Source organism: Roseateles noduli (assembly GCF_050626985.1).
Lineage (GTDB): Bacteria > Pseudomonadota > Gammaproteobacteria > Burkholderiales > Burkholderiaceae_C > Roseateles > Roseateles noduli_A.
On record NZ_CP192463.1, the window covers coordinates 3,854,121 to 3,872,027 of the forward strand.

Sequence of the window (17,907 nt, forward strand, 5' to 3'; positions counted from 1 at the left end):
TCGATGCCTTCATGTCGTGCGCTTCATGTCGTGCCCTTCATGTCGTGCCCTTCATCGCCACGAACGCGGCGGGTGTCTCCGCCTCGGACCTGGCGTCCGGCACGGGCGGCGCAGGAGGCGTCCGCTCCGCGGGTTCCCGGCTCAGCAGCAGCACCGCCGGCAGGCCGACAGCGACGATCAGCAGCGCGGCGAGCGCGCCGTGCTCGTAGCTGCCGCGCGCGGCCTCGGCGTAGAGCAGTGTCGGCAGTGTCTCGACGTTGGCGGGCCGCAGCAGCAGCGAGGCGGGAAGTTCCTTCATCACGTCGATGAAGACCAGCAGCGCACTCGCCATGAGCGCCGGACGCAGCAGCGGCAGATGGACGCGGCGCAGCGTGCCGAGCGGCGTTTCGCCGAGGCTGCGGGCGGCCTGCTCCAGCGGCGCCGGCAGACGCGCGAGCCCCGCCTCGACACCGCCGATCGGCAAGGCCAGGAAGCGGATCGCGCCGGCCACGACGAGCACCGCGCCGACGCTCATCAACGGCAGGCCGGGCAGGCCCAGCAGATCGGCGATCCAGCCGTCGACGACCAATGCCGGCGGCAGCAGGCCGATCGCCAGCACCGTGCCGGGCACCGCATAACCGAGCGCGGCACTGCCCAGCCACCACGCGCGCGGACGTCCGGCGCCGCCCGTCGATCGGGACGCCCAGGCGACGATCAGACCCGCCGCCACGGCGATCACCGTCACGCTCAACGCCAACCCCGCCGAATGCATCGCGCCGGACAGGACCTCCGGGGACAGTCCGTGCCCCTCCACCGCCCGCTTCCAGGCCAGCACCGCCAGATGCCCCGCCGGCAGCACGAAGCCGATCAGCACGGGCAAGGCCGCGGCGGCGGTCGCGAGCCACGCCATGGCGCCGCGCAGCCGACGCCGCGCGGCGGGTCGCATCGCGCGCACGCTGCCTGCGCGCTGACGGCGGCGTCCCTGCCGCTCCAGCCAGACCAGCAACGCCACCATTGCCAGCATCGCGCAGGCGATCTGCGCGGCCGCGCCCAGGTCGGAGCGCGTCACCCAGGTCGTGTAGATCGTCGTGGTCAGCGTGGTCACGCCGAGGAACTCGGACGCGCCGACGTCGTTCAGCACTTCCAGCAGCACCAGGCCGACGCCCACCGCGAGCGCCGGGCGCGCCATCGGCAGCGCGACGCGCAGGAACGCGCCCCACGGCCCTTCGCCGAGCAGCCGCGCCGCCTCCATCAAGCGCGCGGGCTGCGTCGAGAACATCGCGCGCATGCTCAGGTAGACGTAGGGATAGAGCACGGCGGACAGCACCAGCACCGCGCCGCCCATCGAGCGGGCATCGGGCAGCCGGAACTGGCGCGGCGACTCGAACCCGAGCAGCGCGCGCACGGCGCCCTGGAACGGCCCGATCGGATGCAGCAGGTCGACGTAGCTGTAGGCCGCGATGTAGGTCGGCACCGTCAGCGGCAGCAGCAGCGCCCAGCGCAGCACCGCGCGGCCGGGGAAGTCGACACGCGTCACCAGCCACGCGCAGCCGGTGCCGACGATCGCCGTCAGCAGGCCGACGCCGATCAGCAGCGTCACCGTCTGCGCGGCGGCGCGCGGCAGCACATGCTCGAACAGGTGGGCCCAATGCGCGGCCCCGGCACCCAGCGCCGTCCACGCCAGCGCGCCCAGCGGCGCCAGCACGACGAGCGCGATGACCGAAGCCGTCGCGTGCCACAACGGGCCGACCGCGCGCGGCCGGCCGAAGAAACGCCTCACGCCGTCACTGGTCGAAGGCGACCTTGTCGATCAGCAGGCTGGCCTGCTTGCGGTGGCGCGCGATCTCCGTCAGCGGCAGCGCATCGGCCTTCACCGGGCCGATCGCCGACTGGATCAGCGGATCCAGCGTGACGCCGGCACGCACCGGGTACTCGTAGTTGGTCTGCGCGTAGAGCTGCTGCGCCGGCTCCGACACGAGGAACTCCATCAGCGCCTGCGCGGCCGCCTTGTTCGGCGCGTGTTTCGCCACCGCGGCGCCGCTGATGTTGACGTGCGTGCCCGCGCCCTTCGCGAAGACGGGCTTCAGCACCTGGATGCCGTCGCCCCACTTGCGCGCGTCGCTGCCGGGCTTGGCCGACTTCATCTGGCCGACGTAGTACGAGTTGGCCAGCCCCACGTCGCAGAGGCCGCCCAGGATGTCCCGCGCGACGTCGCGATCGCCGCCGGTGGGCTTGCGGCCGAGGTTGGCCTTCAGGCTGCGCAGCCACTGCTCGGTCTTGGCCTCGCCGTCGTGGGCGATCATCGCGGCGACCAGGGCCGTGTTGTACGGGTGCTGGCCCGAGCGCGTGCAGACCTTGCCCTTCCACTTCGGATCGGCCAGGTCCTCGTAGCGGATTGCGCCGGTCTTCAGGGACGGATCCGCGTAGAGCACGCGGGCCCGCAGCGACAGCGCGGTCCACTGGCCGTCGGCCGCGCGGAGGTTGGCCGGCACGGCCGACTCGATCTCGGCCGACTTCAGCGGCTGCGTCACGCCGCCTTCGACGAGGTCGATCAGGTTGCCGACGTCGACCGTCATCAGCAGGTCGGCCGGCGAGCGGGCGCCCTCGGCCTTGACGCGCTCCAGCAGCCCGTCCTTCACGAACACCGTATTGACCCGGGTCCCCGTCTTCGCGGTGAATGCGGACAGCAGCGGCTGGACGAGCGCGACCTCGCGCGTCGTGTAGAGCGTCAGCTCGCCGCCGGCGGGTACGTTGGCCTGCGCAACACCTGGCACCAGCGCGATGGCAGACACCGCCATGGCCGCCGTGGCGACGATCGGGCGGAGTTTGGAACGCAAGAACTTGGCAGATCGGCGCATCGTGTTGTCTCTTTCTCAGGCGTCAGAACGGACGAGGGCCCCCGGGGACGGGGGCGGACCGGAAGCTTCGGGCTCCGTCGATGAGAACGACTCTCATCTGGAGAGACGCGCAATGTAGGCGCGCCGTCCCCCGGGCGGAAGGAGACAAAAGCTGCAAGGGTCGACAGGAAGAACCGAGACCCGGACGGCGGTGACGCCGGACCGCGGTGACGCCGGACCGCGGCTTCGGGCGGTCTTCAGGCCGCCGCCGTGGCTTGCGGCAACGCCCGCGCCCCGGCGGCGATGACGTCCGATATCTCCCCGATCACCTGCCGCAGCCAGCGCTGCGCCGGATCGGGCTCGGCGCGGATGTGCCAGACCTGGCTGATGTCGATGCCGCGCAGCGCGAAGGGCAGGTTCCGGCAGGCGAGCTGGCCGGCGAAGCCGGTGGCCGGGACGAAGCTGTCCGGCAGCACCGTGATCAGGTCGGACTGCTGCACGGCCATCGTGCCGGTGAAGAAGCTGTTGACCGTCATCGCCACCCGCCGCTTGCGGCCGATGGTCGCCAGCGCGTCGTCGACGAAGCCGTGCGCGCGGCCCGCGAAGCTCACGCGCAGGTGCTGCGCGGCGCAGTAGGCATCCAGCGTCAACGCGCCGTGCTCGGCCAGCGGATGGTCGGCGCGCATGACGCAGACGTAGCGGCTCGCGTAGAGCGCCTCGCGCCGGAAGGCGGTGCTGTCGTCCTCGATCATCAACTGCTCGGTCAGGTCGGGGAAGAAGCCGATCGCCAGATCGGCCCAGCCCTGCTCCAGCAGCTCGCGCGGGTCGCGGGTGGTCAGCGGCACGACGCGCAGGCCGACGTGGATGCCCTCCTCCAGGAAGCGCCGGCTCAGTTGCGGCACGACCAGCGCCGCGGTCGCGTCCGCCATCGCCAGCGTGAAGCTGACCGTGTTGCCGGCGGCGCGCGGGTCGAAGACCTGCGGCTCCAGCGCCTGCTGCAGCGCGGACAGCGCGCGGCGGACCACCGGCCAGAGCGACTGGGCATGGGGCGTCGGCTCGACGCCGGTGGAGCTGGGGATGAAGAGTTCCTCGTGCGTGGCCTCGCGCAGGCGCCGCAGCGCGTTGCTGACGGCCGGCTGGGTGATGGACAGCCGGTGCGCGGCGCGGGTGACGTGGCGTTCTTCCATCACCACGTCGAAGACGCGCAGCAGGTTCAGGTCCAGCGTCCGGAAGTTGACGGGGCGGGGGGTGCTCATGCGTCGGATGCTAATTCCGTCACGGGTCATTTCTGGCGGTGATGACGCGATTCCCAAGCGCAATTGGCGTGCCGTACGTGAAAACCGCAATATCTCGTCCATGGCGCACGGCCACCCGCCAAGCAAGCGCCACCCAACATCACCTCAGAAGGAACCGCCATGACCACCGCCACGCTGAATGTCCAAGTGATGGCTGCCGACGCAGCCCGGGCTCGCACCGCCAACGTGGCCGGCGAGCGTCTGGTGAGCCTGGCTCTGCGCGCCGGCCACGCCGTCGTCGAATTCGTCCACGCCGCCGTCGAGCTGCGCCCCCGCGAAGCCGTCCTGCAAGCCGCCGCCGAGCAGTCGGCCGAGCGCCCGGACCTGGCCTTCTCGCTGCGCCGCGTCGCCCGCAACGGCTGGATGATGTACTGAGCCGAGTTCTTCAGGACGCCTGACCAGCGTCCCTCCTGCAAGGAAGAGCCGGGCCGCGAGGTCCGGCTTTTTTCTTTGTCGCGTGGAAGCCGCACATCGGGTGCCACACGACAGCCGGACCTGCAGATTTGAGGGAGTGCGCGAGTCGTGATCCGTCAAATCCCGCCACGCCGCTGAGCCCGCCCGCAGCGTTTTGACCGGAGTCAAGCCCGTCGCCGAGCAGCATCGATGCCTTGTTGTTGAGAGAACAAGGTGAGTGATGCGATACATGCCTGAGCTGCTTGAACTGCCGTCCCCTGCGGTAGCGGAACCGGATTCGACCTGTTTCGCCCCGCGGCCAGCCGGGACGGATCCCCGCGCTCCTCGAAGAACTGCTTCAACAGATCGCCATCAAGGCAGCAGCGATCCTCAATCCGGTCGAAGCCGCGTTCTTCCTCTGGATCCACGTCGCCTACCTGCAGGCCTTCGCCGACGGCAACAAGCGCACCGGTCGACTGTCGGCCAACATGCCCCTGCTGGCCGGCCACTGCGCACCGCTCAGTTTCGGCGGCGTCGAGGCCAGCGACTACGTGGTGGCGATGCTCGGCGTGTACGAGCGCAACGACGTGTCCGTGGCCGTCGATCTTTTCGAATGGCTGTATCGAAGGTCGATGCAGAAATATCCGTGGATGTTGAGCTAACAATCGACGCATGTCCCACGTCTCTCTCCTCGACGCCGCCGGCTTCGCCGGCGCCCATGCGCTGGCGATCTACGGCGCGCTGCTGGTGCTGGTCACCGGCACGACCTGGCTCGCCGCGCGCGCCTTGCTGCCGGACCGCGGCGGGCAGGCGGCCGCGCCCGAGCCGCTCTCCCCGGCCGCGCTGCTGCTGCGCTTCGCGGCCGGCTTCGCCTTCATCGTCGGCGGCGCGATGCTGTTCGCCGAGATCGCGGAGGCGCTCCATGCCGAGCAGACGCTCGGCCGGCTCGACGAGGCCTTCATCGTCGCGATGATCGATCACGTGCCCGATCTCGCGCTGTGGGCGTTCTACCTGATCACGTTCGTCGGCAACCGGGAGACGCTGATCACGCTCGGTATAGCGATGCTCGTGGTGCTGCTGCTCCTGCGACGCCGCGGGCTGGCGCTCGGCTGGGCGCTGGCGATGCTGGGCAACGCCGCGCTCAATCCGACGCTGAAGCACATCTTCGAACGCGCCCGTCCCGTGCATCCGACCCGCTGGCTGACCGAGGAGGGATTCAGCTTCCCCAGCGGCCACAGCTCCGGCACGGTGATCGCGATGGGGATGCTCGCCTACCTCGCCGTGCGCCTGCTGCCGCGGCGCTGGCATGTGGCGGCCTGGATCGCGGCGGCGGGGCTGGCGTTCTCGGTCGGCGCCAGCCGCATCTTCCTGCGCGTGCACTTCCCGAGCGACGTGCTGGCCGGCTTCGCTTCCGGCGCCGCCTGGCTGACCGTCTCCATCGTCAGCATCGAACTCGCGCGCTGGGCGCGCCGCAGACGCGTTGGGCGTCAGGCCAGCGCCGTCGAGCTCACACGCTGAAAGAGGCCGGCGGTCTCGTCGACGTCCCACCGTTCGACGACGGCCGCGCGCCCCGGCCCGGTCCGGATCACGTTCACGGAATTCGGAATCCCGCCGCGCACGCGGATGCTCAGCGCCGTACCCGCCTGCACCGCCCATACCGGGTGCGGCAGGTCGGTCCGACGCTCATGCAGCGGTAGCACATAGGGCAAGTGGATGTGACCGCCGAGCACCGCGTCCACCCCTGCCTCCGACCAGCGCCGCACCGCCTTCGCGTGGCCGCGCAGCAGGTTGGGAAGGTCGGCCGTCTTGGTCACCGCGACCGGCTGATGCACGGCCACGAGCCGCACCTGTCCCGGCTTCGCGCGGGCCAGCCGCTGCGCCGTGCGCTCGATCTGCGGATCGGACACCTCGCCGTTCTTGTGCCGGTAGCGGCGCGTCGTGTTGAGCGCGATGACGAGCAGGTCCTCGCTCTCGAACTCGCCGTCCTCGGCAGGCCCGAACGCGCGCTCATAGCGCCGATAGGGATGCAGCAACCGCGTGGTCACCGCATAGAGCGGGATGTCGTGATTCCCCGGGATCACCAGCCGCGCCGGCACGCCCAGTTTCTCGACGAAGGCCTTCGCGCGCGAGAACTCGATCGGACGCGCGCGCTGCGTGATGTCGCCGGTGATCAGCAGCAGGTCGGGCTTCAGCTCGCCGCAGAGACGCTCCAGCGCGCCCACCGCCATCGGCCGCTCGGTGCCGAAGTGCGGATCTGACATCTGCAGCACGACGGTCATGTCCTTGGCGCCGTGGAGACCGGCGTTGACGTGGGCGCCGACGTCGGGGCGGGAGCGGGGCCGGAATCGGAAGCAAAGGCCGCCTGCGCTTGCCGCCGCTCTTCCGACAGCCCCTCCGGGCGGATCAGCATCAGCGGATGCGGGGACACCTCGAAGCGCACCGGCAGGCGCATCCACAGCACCTCGCCGTCGGTGGCGACCTTCACGCGGCGCGCGCCGAAGCGCCGGCTGCGGACGGTGAGGCGATTGAAGGGGAAGTTGACGATCTGGTCCGCCTCGGCGAGCTTTCCCATCGCGCCGCGCACGAGCAGCTTCAGCAGGCCCCAGCGTCCGACGGGCTTGAGCATCACGCCGGCCAGTTCGCCGCGATCGATGGCCTGCGCCTCAGGCAGGCCGACCTGCTCCATCTGGAGCGCGTTGTTGCCGACAAAGACCGTCGGCGTGCGCACGTGCCTGGGCTGCCCGTGCAGCTCGATGGTCAGGCCGAGGCTGCGATGGCCGCGCAGGATCGTCGCCAGCACCGCGCCGGCCGCGATCAGGCGGCTGCGGCCGAACTGCTGCTTCCAGACCTCGCGGTCCTCCAGCGACTGCGAGTAGAGCCCGAGGCTCGCGTTGACGTTGAAGACCCGCTCATTGAGCAGCCCCACCTGCACCGGTGCGGCCTGCTCTTCAAGCAGCACGCGCAGCGCGCCGTCGAGGTCGGCAGGGATCCCGTGCGTGCGGGCGAAGTAGTTGAAGGTGCCGCGCGGCAGCACGCCGAAGGTGCAACCGCTGCCGAGCACCTCCTGGACGACGCCGTTGATCGTGCCGTCGCCGCCGGCGGCGACGACGACGCCGTCGACTTCGCGGGCACGGCGCACGGCTTCGCGGGCCGTCTCGGCCAGCTTGCCGGGCGCCTCGATGGGCAGCAGGTGCGCCTCGCGCCCGACAGCGCGGCAGGCGGCCTCCACGGCGGGGCCGACTTCATCCCGGTTGCCACGGCCCGAGGCGCGGTTGAACACGACGAAGAGCGGCGGGAGACGGGAATCGGTCGGCAAGGACATGGGCATGAGCGAGGAGACGCGCGGCGTGACGGACGGCTGGAACGATAACGCCCCGGCAAGCCGGACGCCTGCCTGCCCGCCCGCCTGCTCTTTGATCCGTGCTCCTTGCTCTTTGCAGCCCGGTGCCCGGTGGCCGCTCCGTGACGGTTCTCTACCCCGCGTTCCTTATGCGCCGCCGGGCAGCGGTGCTTCCGGATGCACCAGCCTGGCCTGACGCAGCTCGCGCCAGAAGTCGGCCGGCACCTTCTCATTCAGCGCGGCGCGATCCTCGGCGAGGCGGCTCGGCTGGCTCGCCCCCGGGATGACGGCGGCGACGGCCGGATTCGCGAGCGAGAACTGCAACCCCGCCGCCTTCATGCTGATGCCGTGACGGTCGGCGATCGCCTTGATGCGGGCGACCTTGTCGAGGATGGCCGGCGTCGCGGGCGCGTACTCGAAGTTGGGACCGCCGACCAGCGCGCCCGAGCTGTACGGCCCGCCGACGACGATGCCCAGCCCCTGGGCGGTGACTTCCGGCATCACGCGCTGCAATGCGCGATCGTGATCGAGGAGCGTGTAGCGGCCGGCGAGCAGGAAGCCGTCGGGGCGCGCGCTGTCGAGCGCCATGACCAGTTCGATCGGCTCGACACGATTGACGCCCAGCCCCCAGGCCTTGATCACGCCCTCGTCGCGCAGCCGGTCGAGCGCCTTGAAGGCGCCCTTGCGCGCGCCTTCGAACACGCCCAGCCACTCGTCGCCGTAGAAGTCCTGCGCGACGTCGTGCACCCAGACGATCTCGATGCGGTCGGTCTTCAGGCGCTTGAGGCTGTCCTCGATCGAGCGCAGCGTCGCGTCCTCGGAGTAGTCGTTGACGATCCTGTTGGGGCGGCCGTACTTGAAGACGTCGCCCTTCTCGCCGTTGTCGCGGGCGCTGACGTCCTCGACCTCGTCGAGGATCAGGCGGCCGACCTTGGTGCTGATGACGTACTCGTCGCGCGGGCGCCCGGCCAGCGCGTCGCCCATGCGGATCTCGGCGAGGCCGGCGCCGTAGAACGGTGCGTTGTCGAAGTAGCGGATGCCGTCGTTCCAGGCGGCGTCGACGGTGGCGCGGGCTTCGGCCTCGGGGATGTCGCGGAACATGTTGCCCAGCGGGGCGGTGCCGAATCCCAGCTTGCCGGGAAGCAGGTCTTTCAGAGCCATGGGAAGTCCTTTCGGGAAGAGTGGCTTGTTCCCAATCTAGAGGCTGAACGGCGATTCATGAAATTGAATCGGTGAACTGCGGATATTTCCGGAGCGCATACCCATCCGTCAATTGCACGGAAGGGCTAGCGGCCGCCCCGCAGGGCCACATCCTCCAGCCCGATCACCAGACGGCGCCCAAGCACGCCGCAGGCGATGTGGCCATTTGGCCACCGTTCACCTAGGCCCGCGAAGCGTCAGGCGCAGTCATCAACGCCGTCACCAACGCGATCACCCCCGGCTGCTCCAGCGCCTGCCCCGAATGGCAGAGCATCAGCGTGCGGCGCGCCCACGGCTCGTCGAGGCGGGCGATCCTGACGCCGTCCGTCTTCCCGCGTTCCGCCGCGCTGCGCGACATCACGGCCACGCCCGCGCCGGCCTCGACCAGCCGGGCAACCGCCTCGAAGCTCGATACGCGCACGCGGTGATGCGGCACGCGGCCGCTGCGCGCGGCCTGCGCCAGCAGGTAGCGACTCAGGCCGCTGTCGGCGCCGAGACCGACGAAGGGCCGGTCCAGCAGCTCGATGAAACGCACGCTCTTCGGCATCCGGCCTCGCTTGACCGCGGGCAGCAGCGCAACCAGTTCGTCCTCCACCCAGGGCTGTGAGGTGAGGCCTGTCGTGTCGACATGATTGGTGACGATCGCGACGTCGGCGACGCCTTCGCGCAGGGCCTGCAGCGCGGCGTCGCTGGGCATTTCCTGCAGCTCGACGTCGATGTCCGGATGGTCCGCGAGGAAGCGGCCGAGCCGGGGCGGCAGCGCCTCGACCACCGCGGCCGTGTTGCCGAGCAGGCGCACCGTTCCGCGCAGCCCGCGGCCGAAGGCCGACATCTCGACATGCAGCGAATCCAGCTCCGACAGCACCCGGCGGGCTTGACGCGAGAGCGCCCTGCCCGCATCGGTCGCGACGACGCCGGCCTTGGAACGATCCAGCAGCCGCACACCGACCCGGTGCTCGAGTCCTTTCAAGCGCGCGCTCGCGGCCGCGAGCGACAGGCTCATCGCCGCCGCGCCGGCCGTGATCGAGCCATGCGCGACGACCGCCTCGAACAGCTGCAGGTCGAAGGGATCGACGCGGTAGTCGATCGGGCGGGCGGTGGAACGCATTGCGGTCATCGAGGCCATCCTCTCGCGAATCCTCTTGCGGACGCGAAGGATATCCGCCGCACATCGAGATCGACAGTCGTCGGGCACGCCTCGAAGATGCGCGGCATGGATTCCACTTCCTTCGCGGCGCTCGCGCCCTGGCTCGGCATCGGGCTGGTCTTCATCCTGGCCGGCGGCGTCAAGGGCGTCACCGGCATGGGACTGCCGACGGTCGCCATGAGCCTGCTCGGCCTGTGGATGGCCCCCGCACAGGCGGCGGCGCTGCTGGTGATGCCGTCGCTCGTCACCAACATCGCGCAGTGCCAGGGCCCCGCCTGGCGCCGCATCGCCACGATGTTGTGGCCGGTGTGGCTGGGCATGGCCGTCTCCACCGTCTGGGGACCGGACCTCAGCATGATTGCGCCCATCGACGCGCGGCTCGCCCTGGGCGTGATCCTCGTCGTCTACGGCCTGTGGGGACTGTGGAAACCCGTCGTTCCGCAGGTGTCGCCGCACGCTTGGTGGATCGGCCTCGCCGCCGGACTGGCGACCGGCTTCGTCACCGCCTCGACCGCCGTCTTCGCGCTGCCGCTCGTCCCCTACCTCCAGGCCCTGCGGCTGGACAAGGACACGATGATCCAGGCGCTCGGCCTGTCCTTCACCGTCGCGACGCTGTCGCTGGCCGCGCGGCTGCATTCCTTCGAGAGCGGATCGGTGTTGACCGTGTCCTCGCTGTTGGCGCTCGCCGCGGCCTTCGCCGGCCTGGGCGTCGGCGCCGCCGTGCGGGCGAGGATCAGCGCGACGACGTTCCAGCGCGCGCTGTTCGTCGTCTTCATCGTGCTCGGCATCGCGAACCTGTGGCGGGGGCTATGAGCATCGATCCGCCCCGCGACGAGCGCTGCGAACTGGCCGCGCTGCTGGAGCGCGCCTACCGGCTCGCCCTGTGGCTGCACGACGCGGAACGCGTCGATCGCAGCGACGCGCCGGACGATCAGGGTACCTCGCCAGCGAGCTTCGCGGTTCACGTCGCATCGTCCGAACTCGTGGACGTGCTCGACGAAGCCCGCGCGCGGCTGGTCGCCGGCGCGGGACACTCGATCGGTCCGACGATCAGCCCAGCCGGAATGCCGACGCCAGCTCGTTCATCCGCTCCGCCTGATCGTTGAGCGAGGCGGCCGACGCGGCGGCTTCCTCGACCAGCGCCGCGTTCTGCTGAACCATGCGCTCGACATCGGTGAAGGTCCCGCGCAGCTGCTGGAGGCTGACGGCTTCCTCGGCCACCTCGTGGGCGATCCGCTCGATCTCGGCGCTGACCGCGCCGATGCCGCGTTCGATGCCGGCAATGGCGGCACCGGCTGCCTGCACCTCCGACTGGCCGCGCTCGACCCGCGCGACCGATTCGCCGATCAGCACCTTGACCTCGCCGGCCGCGCCGGCGCTGCGCTTGGCCAGGTGGCGCACCTCGGCGGCGACGACCGCGAAGCCGCGCCCCTGCTCGCCCGCCCGCGCCGCCTCCACGGCCGCATTCAGCGCCAGGATGTTGGTCTGGAACGCGATCATGTCGATCACCGAGACGATCTCCGACATGCGCCTGGAGCTCGCGCCGATCGAGTTCATCGTCTCCACGAAGCCCTGCACCATCCGGCCGCCGGCGGCGGCGCTCGCGCTGGCTTCATCGGCGAGCCCGCGCGTGCGGACCGAGGCCTGCGCCGTGCCGTCCAGCGTCTCCGACAGCCGCTGCACGTTGCTCGACGCCTCCTGCACGCGTGCCGCCGCGTGTTCGCTGCGCACGCTGAGGTCCTGGTTGCCGGAGGCGATCTCGTCGGCGGCGCCGTGGATCTCGCCCGACGCGACCTGCATCTGCGTCACCAGACCGCGCAGCCGGTCGCGCATCGAGCGGATCGCATCGAGCATCCGGCCCAGGTCGTCGTTCGTGTGCCATGAGGACTCGGCGGTCAGATCGCCTTGCGCGATGCGCTCGGTGAGCGTCTCCGCCTCATGGATCGGACGCCAGACGCCGAGCAGCGTGCGCCACAGCACCAGGCCCATCGCGATGAGCCCGCCGATCACGACGATCGTCGTCAACAGGAAACGCCGCGCGACGGCGGACTCGCTGTCGTCGAGCCGCTGCGCCAGCGTGTCCATCACGCGGGCGGAGAGCTCGGACTGCAGCACCGCGCCCTTCTTCAGCGTGGCGACCAGTTGATCGAGCGGGTAGTTCACGTCCTTCGCCGACGCATCGAGCGCGTCCAGCACCACCTGGCGCTGCTGGGCGACGCGCTGCAGCGTCTCGGCGTAGTCGGCCGCGTGCGGCGCATCCGCGACGGCCGCCTGGCGCAGCGCCGCGTTGAGCTGGCGCAGGTCGGCTCTGTAGCGCCCCGCGGCATTGCCCACGGCGGCGACATCGTCGACCGCGGCCGCGGCGCCGATCGCGCCGAGCTCGGCCAGCGTGTCCGTCAGCTGCGGCGCGACCTGCAGCCCGGCCACGACGTTGAAGTAGGTCGCGCCGTCCTGCTGCATCAGCAGCCCGGACCGCGCGTTCAGTTGCGCGACGGCATCGAAGATCGCATCGAACAGCGCCCGGTACTGCGGCGCCTGGACCTGGAGCATCTGGCTCACGCCCTTGGCGTGGAGCGCCTTGAACTGCTCACGGATCTTCGTCGCCTCATCGGACAGCGCGTCGCCGTGCCGCACGTCGTCGAGCTCGGCGAGCACGACCTCGAAGTCCTTCTCGATCTTCGTGGCGGCGGCGTCGCGCGCGGCGGCCTGCTCGGGATGACTGGACGCGGTGGCCGAGGCCAGCCGGTGTTCGGAGAGATCCGCGATCACGCGCTGCCACGCCTGGTTGGCGGGCAGCGCGGCGCGCTGCGCCTTCACGGTGCGCAGGGCGTCGAGGAGGTTGAAGCCCAGCTGCGCGGTCGGCAGCAGGCAGACGGCGCCGCACAGGAGTGCGACGACGGCGAGGCGGTGTTTGAGAGACATGCGGCGGGACCTGGGGAGGCCGGTGCTTGGGGAGGCGCCGCGAGTCTTGCAATGCTTCGTTACAGCTACGGGACAACCCGGAGGCCAACTCTGCAGGAGCCGGGGAATCGGGTGTTTTTAACGCTCGATCCACCGGTCCGGGCGCAAGGCGCCCGATGAGGCGAGCGCAAAGGAGACGAGCCCCTCGAACCGGATCGGCACCACCAAGACACCGGCCTTCGCCCCTGACATCACCCGGTCACCCTCCCGCTTGCCAACGTCCTGCAACCGTCCCTTACACTCGCCCGCGCCCACCGACAACGCGATCCCCCTCATGAAGAGCACCAAGTCCGCCCGCACGCCCGCCAAGGTGACGCTGGGCATGGTTGCCGAAGTCAGCGGGGTCTCGCCGAGCACCGTCTCGCGCATCCTCAACGGCACCGCCGTCGTCAGCCAGGAAAAGAAGGACGCCGTCGACCGCGCGATCGCCGACCTCGGCTTCGTCCCGAACCCGATCGCCCGCGTGCTGGCCGGCGGTCGCTCGCTGAGCGTGGGCGTGGTGACGCAGGCCATCGACAGCCCGTACTACGGCGTCGCGCTGCGGGGCATCGAGGAAGTCCTCGACGCCGCCGGCTACGTGCCCCTCTTCGCCAGCGGCCACTGGAACGCCAAGGAAGAGCAGCGCTGCATCGACACGCTGCGCGCGCGCCGCGTCGACGGGATCATCGTGCTCACCGGCCGGCTCAGCGACGAGTCGCTGCGCAAGCTCGCGAAGGAGCTTCCGGTCGTCGTCACCGGCCGGACGCTGAAGGCAACCAGCCTGTACTCCCTGAACTTCAACGACTTCGAGGGCGCGCGTCTCGCCACGCATCACCTGCTGACGCTGGGTCACCGCAAGATCGCGTTCATCACCGGCGACCCGGTCCACCCCGACGCGCAGGAGCGCCTGAAGGGCTACCGCGCCGCACTCGAAGCGGCCGGCGTGAAGTACAAGCCCGCGCTGGTCCTGCCGGGTCTCTTCCACGAAGACAGCGGCGTGATGGCGGTCGAACGCCTGATCGACAGCCGCGAGCCCTTCACCGCGATCTTCGCGGCCAACGACCAGATGGCGTTCGGCGCGTCGCTGGCGCTCTACCGCCGCGGCCTGCGCGTGCCCGAGGACGTCTCCATCGTCGGCTTCGACGATCTGGCCGGCGCCGCGCATTGCATCCCGCCGCTCACGACGATCCACCAGGCCGGCCTCGAGCTGGGCCGCTGCGCCGCCCAGGCGCTGCTCGATCTGCTCGGCAACAAGAACCCCACCGCTCAGTTGCCTGAACCGCGGCTGATCATCCGTTCGTCCACCCGCTCTCTCTGACGCCAGAGTCTCCCCTGCCTCCCCGCAGTCCTCGGTCGCAAAGCCGTCGAAGGACGGCAGTGATGGGGGACGGCATTGCTTGGGGTTCAGCCGCTTGCCGGCTGCGGCCCCATGCAATGGCGGCCAACGCGCTGTCCCAGGCAGTCAAGGCTCCTCCCTAGCGATAACCCTGGTACGGTCACGCTGTCTCGTTGGATATCATGAAAGCGCTTTCATAAACAGAACGAACTCGGAGACGGACAGCATGCGGCAGTGGGCCCGGTGGCTATCGGCATTGGCTTTGACCTTGGGCGTGGCCCAGGCGGGGTCAGGCGTTGCCGCGCAGACGTCCTCGCCCGCCGCGCCCGCGACGACGACCACCACGACCGCCCCCACGACGGCCACGACCACGCTGACGGTCGCCGCCTTCCCCGCCATCGACGAGATCGTCCGCAGCGCGCTTCCCGCCTGGAAGGAACTGCATCCCGACGTCGAGGTGAAGATCGTGAGCCGCGAGCTCAACGACCACCACACCGCGATGACGACGGCGCTGTCGACCGCCAAGGGTCTGCCGGACGTGATGGCGCTGGAGATCGGCTACCTCGGCCGCTTCGCGCAGGGCACCGGGCTCGAGGATCTCTCCGGCCCGCCCTACGACCTGAACCGCGACAAGGCGCGCTTCGTCGCCTATGCCTTCGACCAGGCGACGACGCCCAAGGGCGCGGTGCTCGCGGTCCCCACGGACATCGGCCCGGGCGCCCTGCTCTACCGCACCGACCTGCTGGCCAAGGCCGGGCTCAAGGAGTCCGACCTGACCACGAGCTGGGAAGGCTACGTCGCCGCCGGCGTGAAGATCAAGGCCGCGACCGGCGCCTACCTGATGGCCCATGCCCGCGACATGAAGGACATCCTGATCCGCACCGGCCTGGAGCCCGGCGAGGGCCTGTTCTTCGACAAGGATTCGCGCCCGCTGGTGAACACGCCGCGCTTCGTCCGCGCCTTCGAGCTCGCCCGCGCCGTGCGCCGCCAGCAGCTCGACGCCAAGGTCATCGCCTGGTCCTCCGACTGGTCCGAAGGCTTCAAGCGCGGCGGCATCGCCACGCAGATGTCGGGCGCCTGGCTGGCCGGCCACCTGAACACGTGGCTCGCGCCCAGCACCCGCGGCAAGTGGCGCTCGGCGCAACTGCCCGAGGGCGCCTTCGCGGCCTACGGCGGCACCTTCTTCGCCATCGCGCGCCACGGCGAAGCGTCCCGCAAACCGATGGCCTACGAGTTCATCCGATTCATGACGATGAACCGCACGCAGCAGCTCGCGGCCTTCAAGGCGCAGGACGCCTTCCCCGCGCTGATCGACGCGCAGACCGATCCCTTCTACGACCTGCCGCTGCCCTTCCTCGGCGGCCAGCGGGCCCGCCGCGACTGGCGCGAGGCCGCCGACCACATCCGCGCCTTCCCCGTGCACAAGCAGGACAACTTCGCCAGGGAAGTGATCGACACCGAACTCGACAAGGTGCTCGACCGCGGCAAGGACATCCCGACCGCCCTGGCCGACGCGCAGCGCCTGCTGCGACTGCGCGCGCACCGCTGACCCGGAACGACGACGATGAGCTTCCGCCTTCCACAAGCCCTGCGCCTCTCGCCCCGCTACGCGCCCTATGCGCTGCTGGCGCCGTTCCTGCTGCTGTTCGTGGTCTTCGGCCTGTTCCCGCTGCTGTTCTCGCTGTACCTCGCGTTCCACAGCTGGGAACCGACCAGCGGCCTGGGCGCGATGCACTGGGTCGGTCTCGACAACTTCGCCTTCGCGCTGCAGGACGAATGGTTCTGGAAGTCGCTGCGCAACACCGGCTGGCTCGCGATCGCCTCGGGCGTGCCGCAGCATCTGGTCGCGATCCCGCTCGCCACCTTCCTGCACCTGGCCTTCAAGCGCTGGCGCAACCCGATGGTCGGCGCCTACTTCCTGCCCTACATCACCTCGTCGGTCGCGATCGCAATCCTGTTCAGCTCGCTGTTCTCGACCGACTACGGCCTGATCAACCTCGCCATCGCGACGCTGCGCGAGGTCCCGCTGCTCGGCCACCTGGTGCCGCAGGCCGCCGTCGACTGGCTCAACGACCCCGACGCGCTCAAGCCCGCGATCTCGATGATCGTGTTCTGGCGCTACGTCGGCTTCAACGTCGTGCTCTACCTCGCCGCGCTGCAGACCATCCCGCCCGATCTCTACGAGGCCGCGACCATGGACGGTGCCAGCCGCCTGCAGCAGTTCTTCCACATCACGCTGCCCAGCCTGCGGCCGATGATCTTCTTCGGCGTGACGCTGAGCGTCATCGGCGGGCTGCAGCTGTTCGAGGAGCCCTTCATCCTCACCGGCGGCAAGGGCGGTTCCGACCAGGCCGGCATGAGCGCCGCCGTCTACCTCTACCGCAACGCGTTCGACTTCAACGACTTCGGCGCCGCCAGCGCGATGTCGTGGCTGCTGTTCCTCGTCGTGGCGGCGCTGACGTGGCTCACCAACCGTGCGTTCCGGCGCAAGGACGACTGAGGGCCGACCGGAGCAAACGCCATGAGCACCACGATGCACGCCCCCCTCGACGCCGCCGCGCCCCACGCCGCGCAGCCGCCGCGCATGACCGCCTGGGCCGCCTACCTGCTGGTGGGCGCCGGCGCGCTGATCATGCTGGCGCCGTTCTATTTCATGTTCGTCTTCGCGACGCACTCGCGCACCGAGATCTTCAGCCTGCCGCCGCCGATGTGGTTCGGCGACGACTTCCTCGCCAACGTCGACATCCTGACCAAGCGCCTGCCCTTCTGGCGCAACCTGGGCCTGAGCCTGTACGTCGGCATCTGCAACACCGGCCTGACGCTGCTGTTCTGCTCGATGGGCGGCTACGCCTTCGCGATGTACGAGTTCCGCTTCAAGAAGGCGCTGTTCGGGCTGGTCATGGGCACGATGCTGCTGCCCAGCTTCATGAACATGATCCCCAGCTTCATGATCATGGACCTGCTCGGCTGGATCGATCAGCCGCGCGCGCTCTACATCCCCGGCGCGGCCAGCGCCTTCGGCATCTTCCTGATGCGCCAGTTCATCGGCTCCGCCGTGCCGCGCGAGCTGGTCGAGGCCGCGCGCATGGACGGCTGCGGGGAGCTGGGCATCTACGCCCGCATCGTGCTGCCGCTGCTCAAGCCGGCATTGGGCACGCTGGGGCTGATCACCTTCATCTCCTCGTGGAACAACTTCATCGGGCCGCTGGTCGTCATGCGCTCGCCCGACATGTACACGCTGCCGCTGGCGCTGCGATCGCTGCAGAGCCCGGTGGACACCGAATGGGGCGCGCTGATGGCCGGATCCGCCATCGCGACGCTGCCGTTGATCGTGCTCTTCGTCCTGTGCTCGCGGCAGCTCATCTCGGGCCTGACCGTCGGCGCGGTGAAGTGACGCCCGACGCCTGCGCCTCTCCTCCAACGCATAACAAAGCCTGCAT

Annotated in this window: 17 protein-coding genes and 1 pseudogene; 10 read left to right on the forward strand and 8 right to left on the reverse strand. The window is 70.0% G+C overall.

Annotation, left to right across the window (positions count from 1 at the left end; translation table 11 throughout):
• Positions 1 to 37 precede the first annotated feature (37 nt).
• The 3 genes from ACQ4L4_RS16850 to ACQ4L4_RS16860 form a co-directional block, all read right to left on the reverse strand.
• Positions 38 to 1,759 carry an ABC transporter permease gene (locus ACQ4L4_RS16850; RefSeq protein WP_431100083.1) on the reverse strand — a complete coding sequence of 574 codons (1,722 nt, stop codon included), beginning with the start codon at positions 1,757 to 1,759 and terminating at the stop codon, positions 38 to 40.
• A gap of 4 nt (positions 1,760 to 1,763) precedes the next feature.
• Entirely contained in the window at positions 1,764 to 2,777 is a 1,014-nt protein-coding gene (locus ACQ4L4_RS16855) for an extracellular solute-binding protein (RefSeq protein ID WP_431104957.1), read from the reverse strand.
• 296 nt (positions 2,778 to 3,073) lie between these two features.
• Positions 3,074 to 4,072 (reverse strand): LysR family transcriptional regulator, encoded by a 999-nt coding sequence (locus tag ACQ4L4_RS16860; RefSeq protein WP_431100085.1) that lies wholly within the window; start codon positions 4,070 to 4,072, stop codon positions 3,074 to 3,076.
• Between the two features lie 159 nt (positions 4,073 to 4,231).
• Here ACQ4L4_RS16860 and ACQ4L4_RS16865 point away from each other — a divergent pair, with 159 nt between their 5' ends.
• The 4 genes and pseudogenes from ACQ4L4_RS16865 (at position 4,232) to ACQ4L4_RS16880 (ending at position 6,022) form a co-directional block, all read left to right on the forward strand.
• Positions 4,232 to 4,486: a hypothetical protein gene (locus tag ACQ4L4_RS16865; RefSeq protein ID WP_431100086.1), complete on the forward strand. Its 255-nt coding sequence runs from the start codon at positions 4,232 to 4,234 to the stop codon at positions 4,484 to 4,486.
• Between the two features lie 350 nt (positions 4,487 to 4,836).
• A pseudogene (locus ACQ4L4_RS16870) lies at positions 4,837 to 4,986 on the forward strand (Fic family protein); the annotation flags it as partial.
• Positions 4,987 to 4,992: 6 nt separating this feature from the next.
• Complete coding sequence (locus ACQ4L4_RS16875; RefSeq protein ID WP_431050341.1) at positions 4,993 to 5,166, forward strand: hypothetical protein; 174 nt, start codon at positions 4,993 to 4,995, stop codon at positions 5,164 to 5,166.
• 10 nt (positions 5,167 to 5,176) lie between these two features.
• On the forward strand, positions 5,177 to 6,022 hold the full coding sequence (locus ACQ4L4_RS16880; RefSeq protein ID WP_431100087.1) for a phosphatase PAP2 family protein: 846 nt from the start codon (positions 5,177 to 5,179) through the stop codon (positions 6,020 to 6,022).
• On the opposite strand, the gene ACQ4L4_RS16885 is transcribed toward ACQ4L4_RS16880, so the two are convergent.
• The 4 genes from ACQ4L4_RS16885 to ACQ4L4_RS16900 all read right to left on the reverse strand — a co-directional run bounded on the left by ACQ4L4_RS16885 (position 5,992) and on the right by ACQ4L4_RS16900 (position 10,161).
• Positions 5,992 to 6,783 (reverse strand): metallophosphoesterase family protein, encoded by a 792-nt coding sequence (locus ACQ4L4_RS16885; RefSeq protein WP_431100088.1) that lies wholly within the window; start codon positions 6,781 to 6,783, stop codon positions 5,992 to 5,994. The two genes, ACQ4L4_RS16880 and ACQ4L4_RS16885, sit on opposite strands and share 31 nt — an antisense overlap.
• Positions 6,780 to 7,826 carry a diacylglycerol/lipid kinase family protein gene (locus ACQ4L4_RS16890; RefSeq protein WP_431100089.1) on the reverse strand — a complete coding sequence of 349 codons (1,047 nt, stop codon included), beginning with the start codon at positions 7,824 to 7,826 and terminating at the stop codon, positions 6,780 to 6,782. Before ACQ4L4_RS16890 ends, ACQ4L4_RS16885 begins: the two co-directional genes overlap by 4 nt.
• 165 nt (positions 7,827 to 7,991) lie before the next feature.
• Complete coding sequence (locus ACQ4L4_RS16895) at positions 7,992 to 9,005, reverse strand: aldo/keto reductase (protein WP_431100090.1); 1,014 nt, start codon at positions 9,003 to 9,005, stop codon at positions 7,992 to 7,994.
• Positions 9,006 to 9,225: 220 nt separating this feature from the next.
• Positions 9,226 to 10,161 (reverse strand): LysR substrate-binding domain-containing protein, encoded by a 936-nt coding sequence (locus ACQ4L4_RS16900; protein WP_431100091.1) that lies wholly within the window; start codon positions 10,159 to 10,161, stop codon positions 9,226 to 9,228.
• Between the two features lie 96 nt (positions 10,162 to 10,257).
• Between ACQ4L4_RS16900 and ACQ4L4_RS16905 the strand changes: the two genes are divergently transcribed.
• Positions 10,258 to 11,004 (forward strand): sulfite exporter TauE/SafE family protein, encoded by a 747-nt coding sequence (locus ACQ4L4_RS16905; protein ID WP_431100093.1) that lies wholly within the window; start codon positions 10,258 to 10,260, stop codon positions 11,002 to 11,004.
• Positions 11,001 to 11,297 carry a hypothetical protein gene (locus tag ACQ4L4_RS16910; RefSeq protein WP_431100094.1) on the forward strand — a complete coding sequence of 99 codons (297 nt, stop codon included), beginning with the start codon at positions 11,001 to 11,003 and terminating at the stop codon, positions 11,295 to 11,297. The genes ACQ4L4_RS16905 and ACQ4L4_RS16910 overlap by 4 nt, the downstream gene beginning before the upstream one ends.
• On the opposite strand, the gene ACQ4L4_RS16915 is transcribed toward ACQ4L4_RS16910, so the two are convergent.
• Positions 11,242 to 13,113 carry a methyl-accepting chemotaxis protein gene (locus tag ACQ4L4_RS16915; protein ID WP_431100095.1) on the reverse strand — a complete coding sequence of 624 codons (1,872 nt, stop codon included), beginning with the start codon at positions 13,111 to 13,113 and terminating at the stop codon, positions 11,242 to 11,244. The genes ACQ4L4_RS16910 and ACQ4L4_RS16915 overlap by 56 nt on opposite strands.
• Before the next feature lie 313 nt (positions 13,114 to 13,426).
• Between ACQ4L4_RS16915 and ACQ4L4_RS16920 the strand changes: the two genes are divergently transcribed.
• The 4 genes from ACQ4L4_RS16920 to ACQ4L4_RS16935 all read left to right on the forward strand — a co-directional run bounded on the left by ACQ4L4_RS16920 (position 13,427) and on the right by ACQ4L4_RS16935 (position 17,861).
• A complete protein-coding gene (locus ACQ4L4_RS16920) occupies positions 13,427 to 14,449 on the forward strand; it encodes a LacI family DNA-binding transcriptional regulator (protein ID WP_431100096.1) in 1,023 nt (340 codons plus the stop codon).
• Positions 14,450 to 14,723: 274 nt separating this feature from the next.
• Positions 14,724 to 16,016: an extracellular solute-binding protein gene (locus ACQ4L4_RS16925; RefSeq protein ID WP_431100097.1), complete on the forward strand. Its 1,293-nt coding sequence runs from the start codon at positions 14,724 to 14,726 to the stop codon at positions 16,014 to 16,016.
• 15 nt (positions 16,017 to 16,031) lie between these two features.
• Positions 16,032 to 16,967 (forward strand): carbohydrate ABC transporter permease, encoded by a 936-nt coding sequence (locus ACQ4L4_RS16930; RefSeq protein WP_377160372.1) that lies wholly within the window; start codon positions 16,032 to 16,034, stop codon positions 16,965 to 16,967.
• 21 nt (positions 16,968 to 16,988) lie between these two features.
• A complete protein-coding gene (locus ACQ4L4_RS16935; protein ID WP_431100098.1) occupies positions 16,989 to 17,861 on the forward strand; it encodes a carbohydrate ABC transporter permease in 873 nt (290 codons plus the stop codon).
• Positions 17,862 to 17,907: the final 46 nt, after the last annotated feature.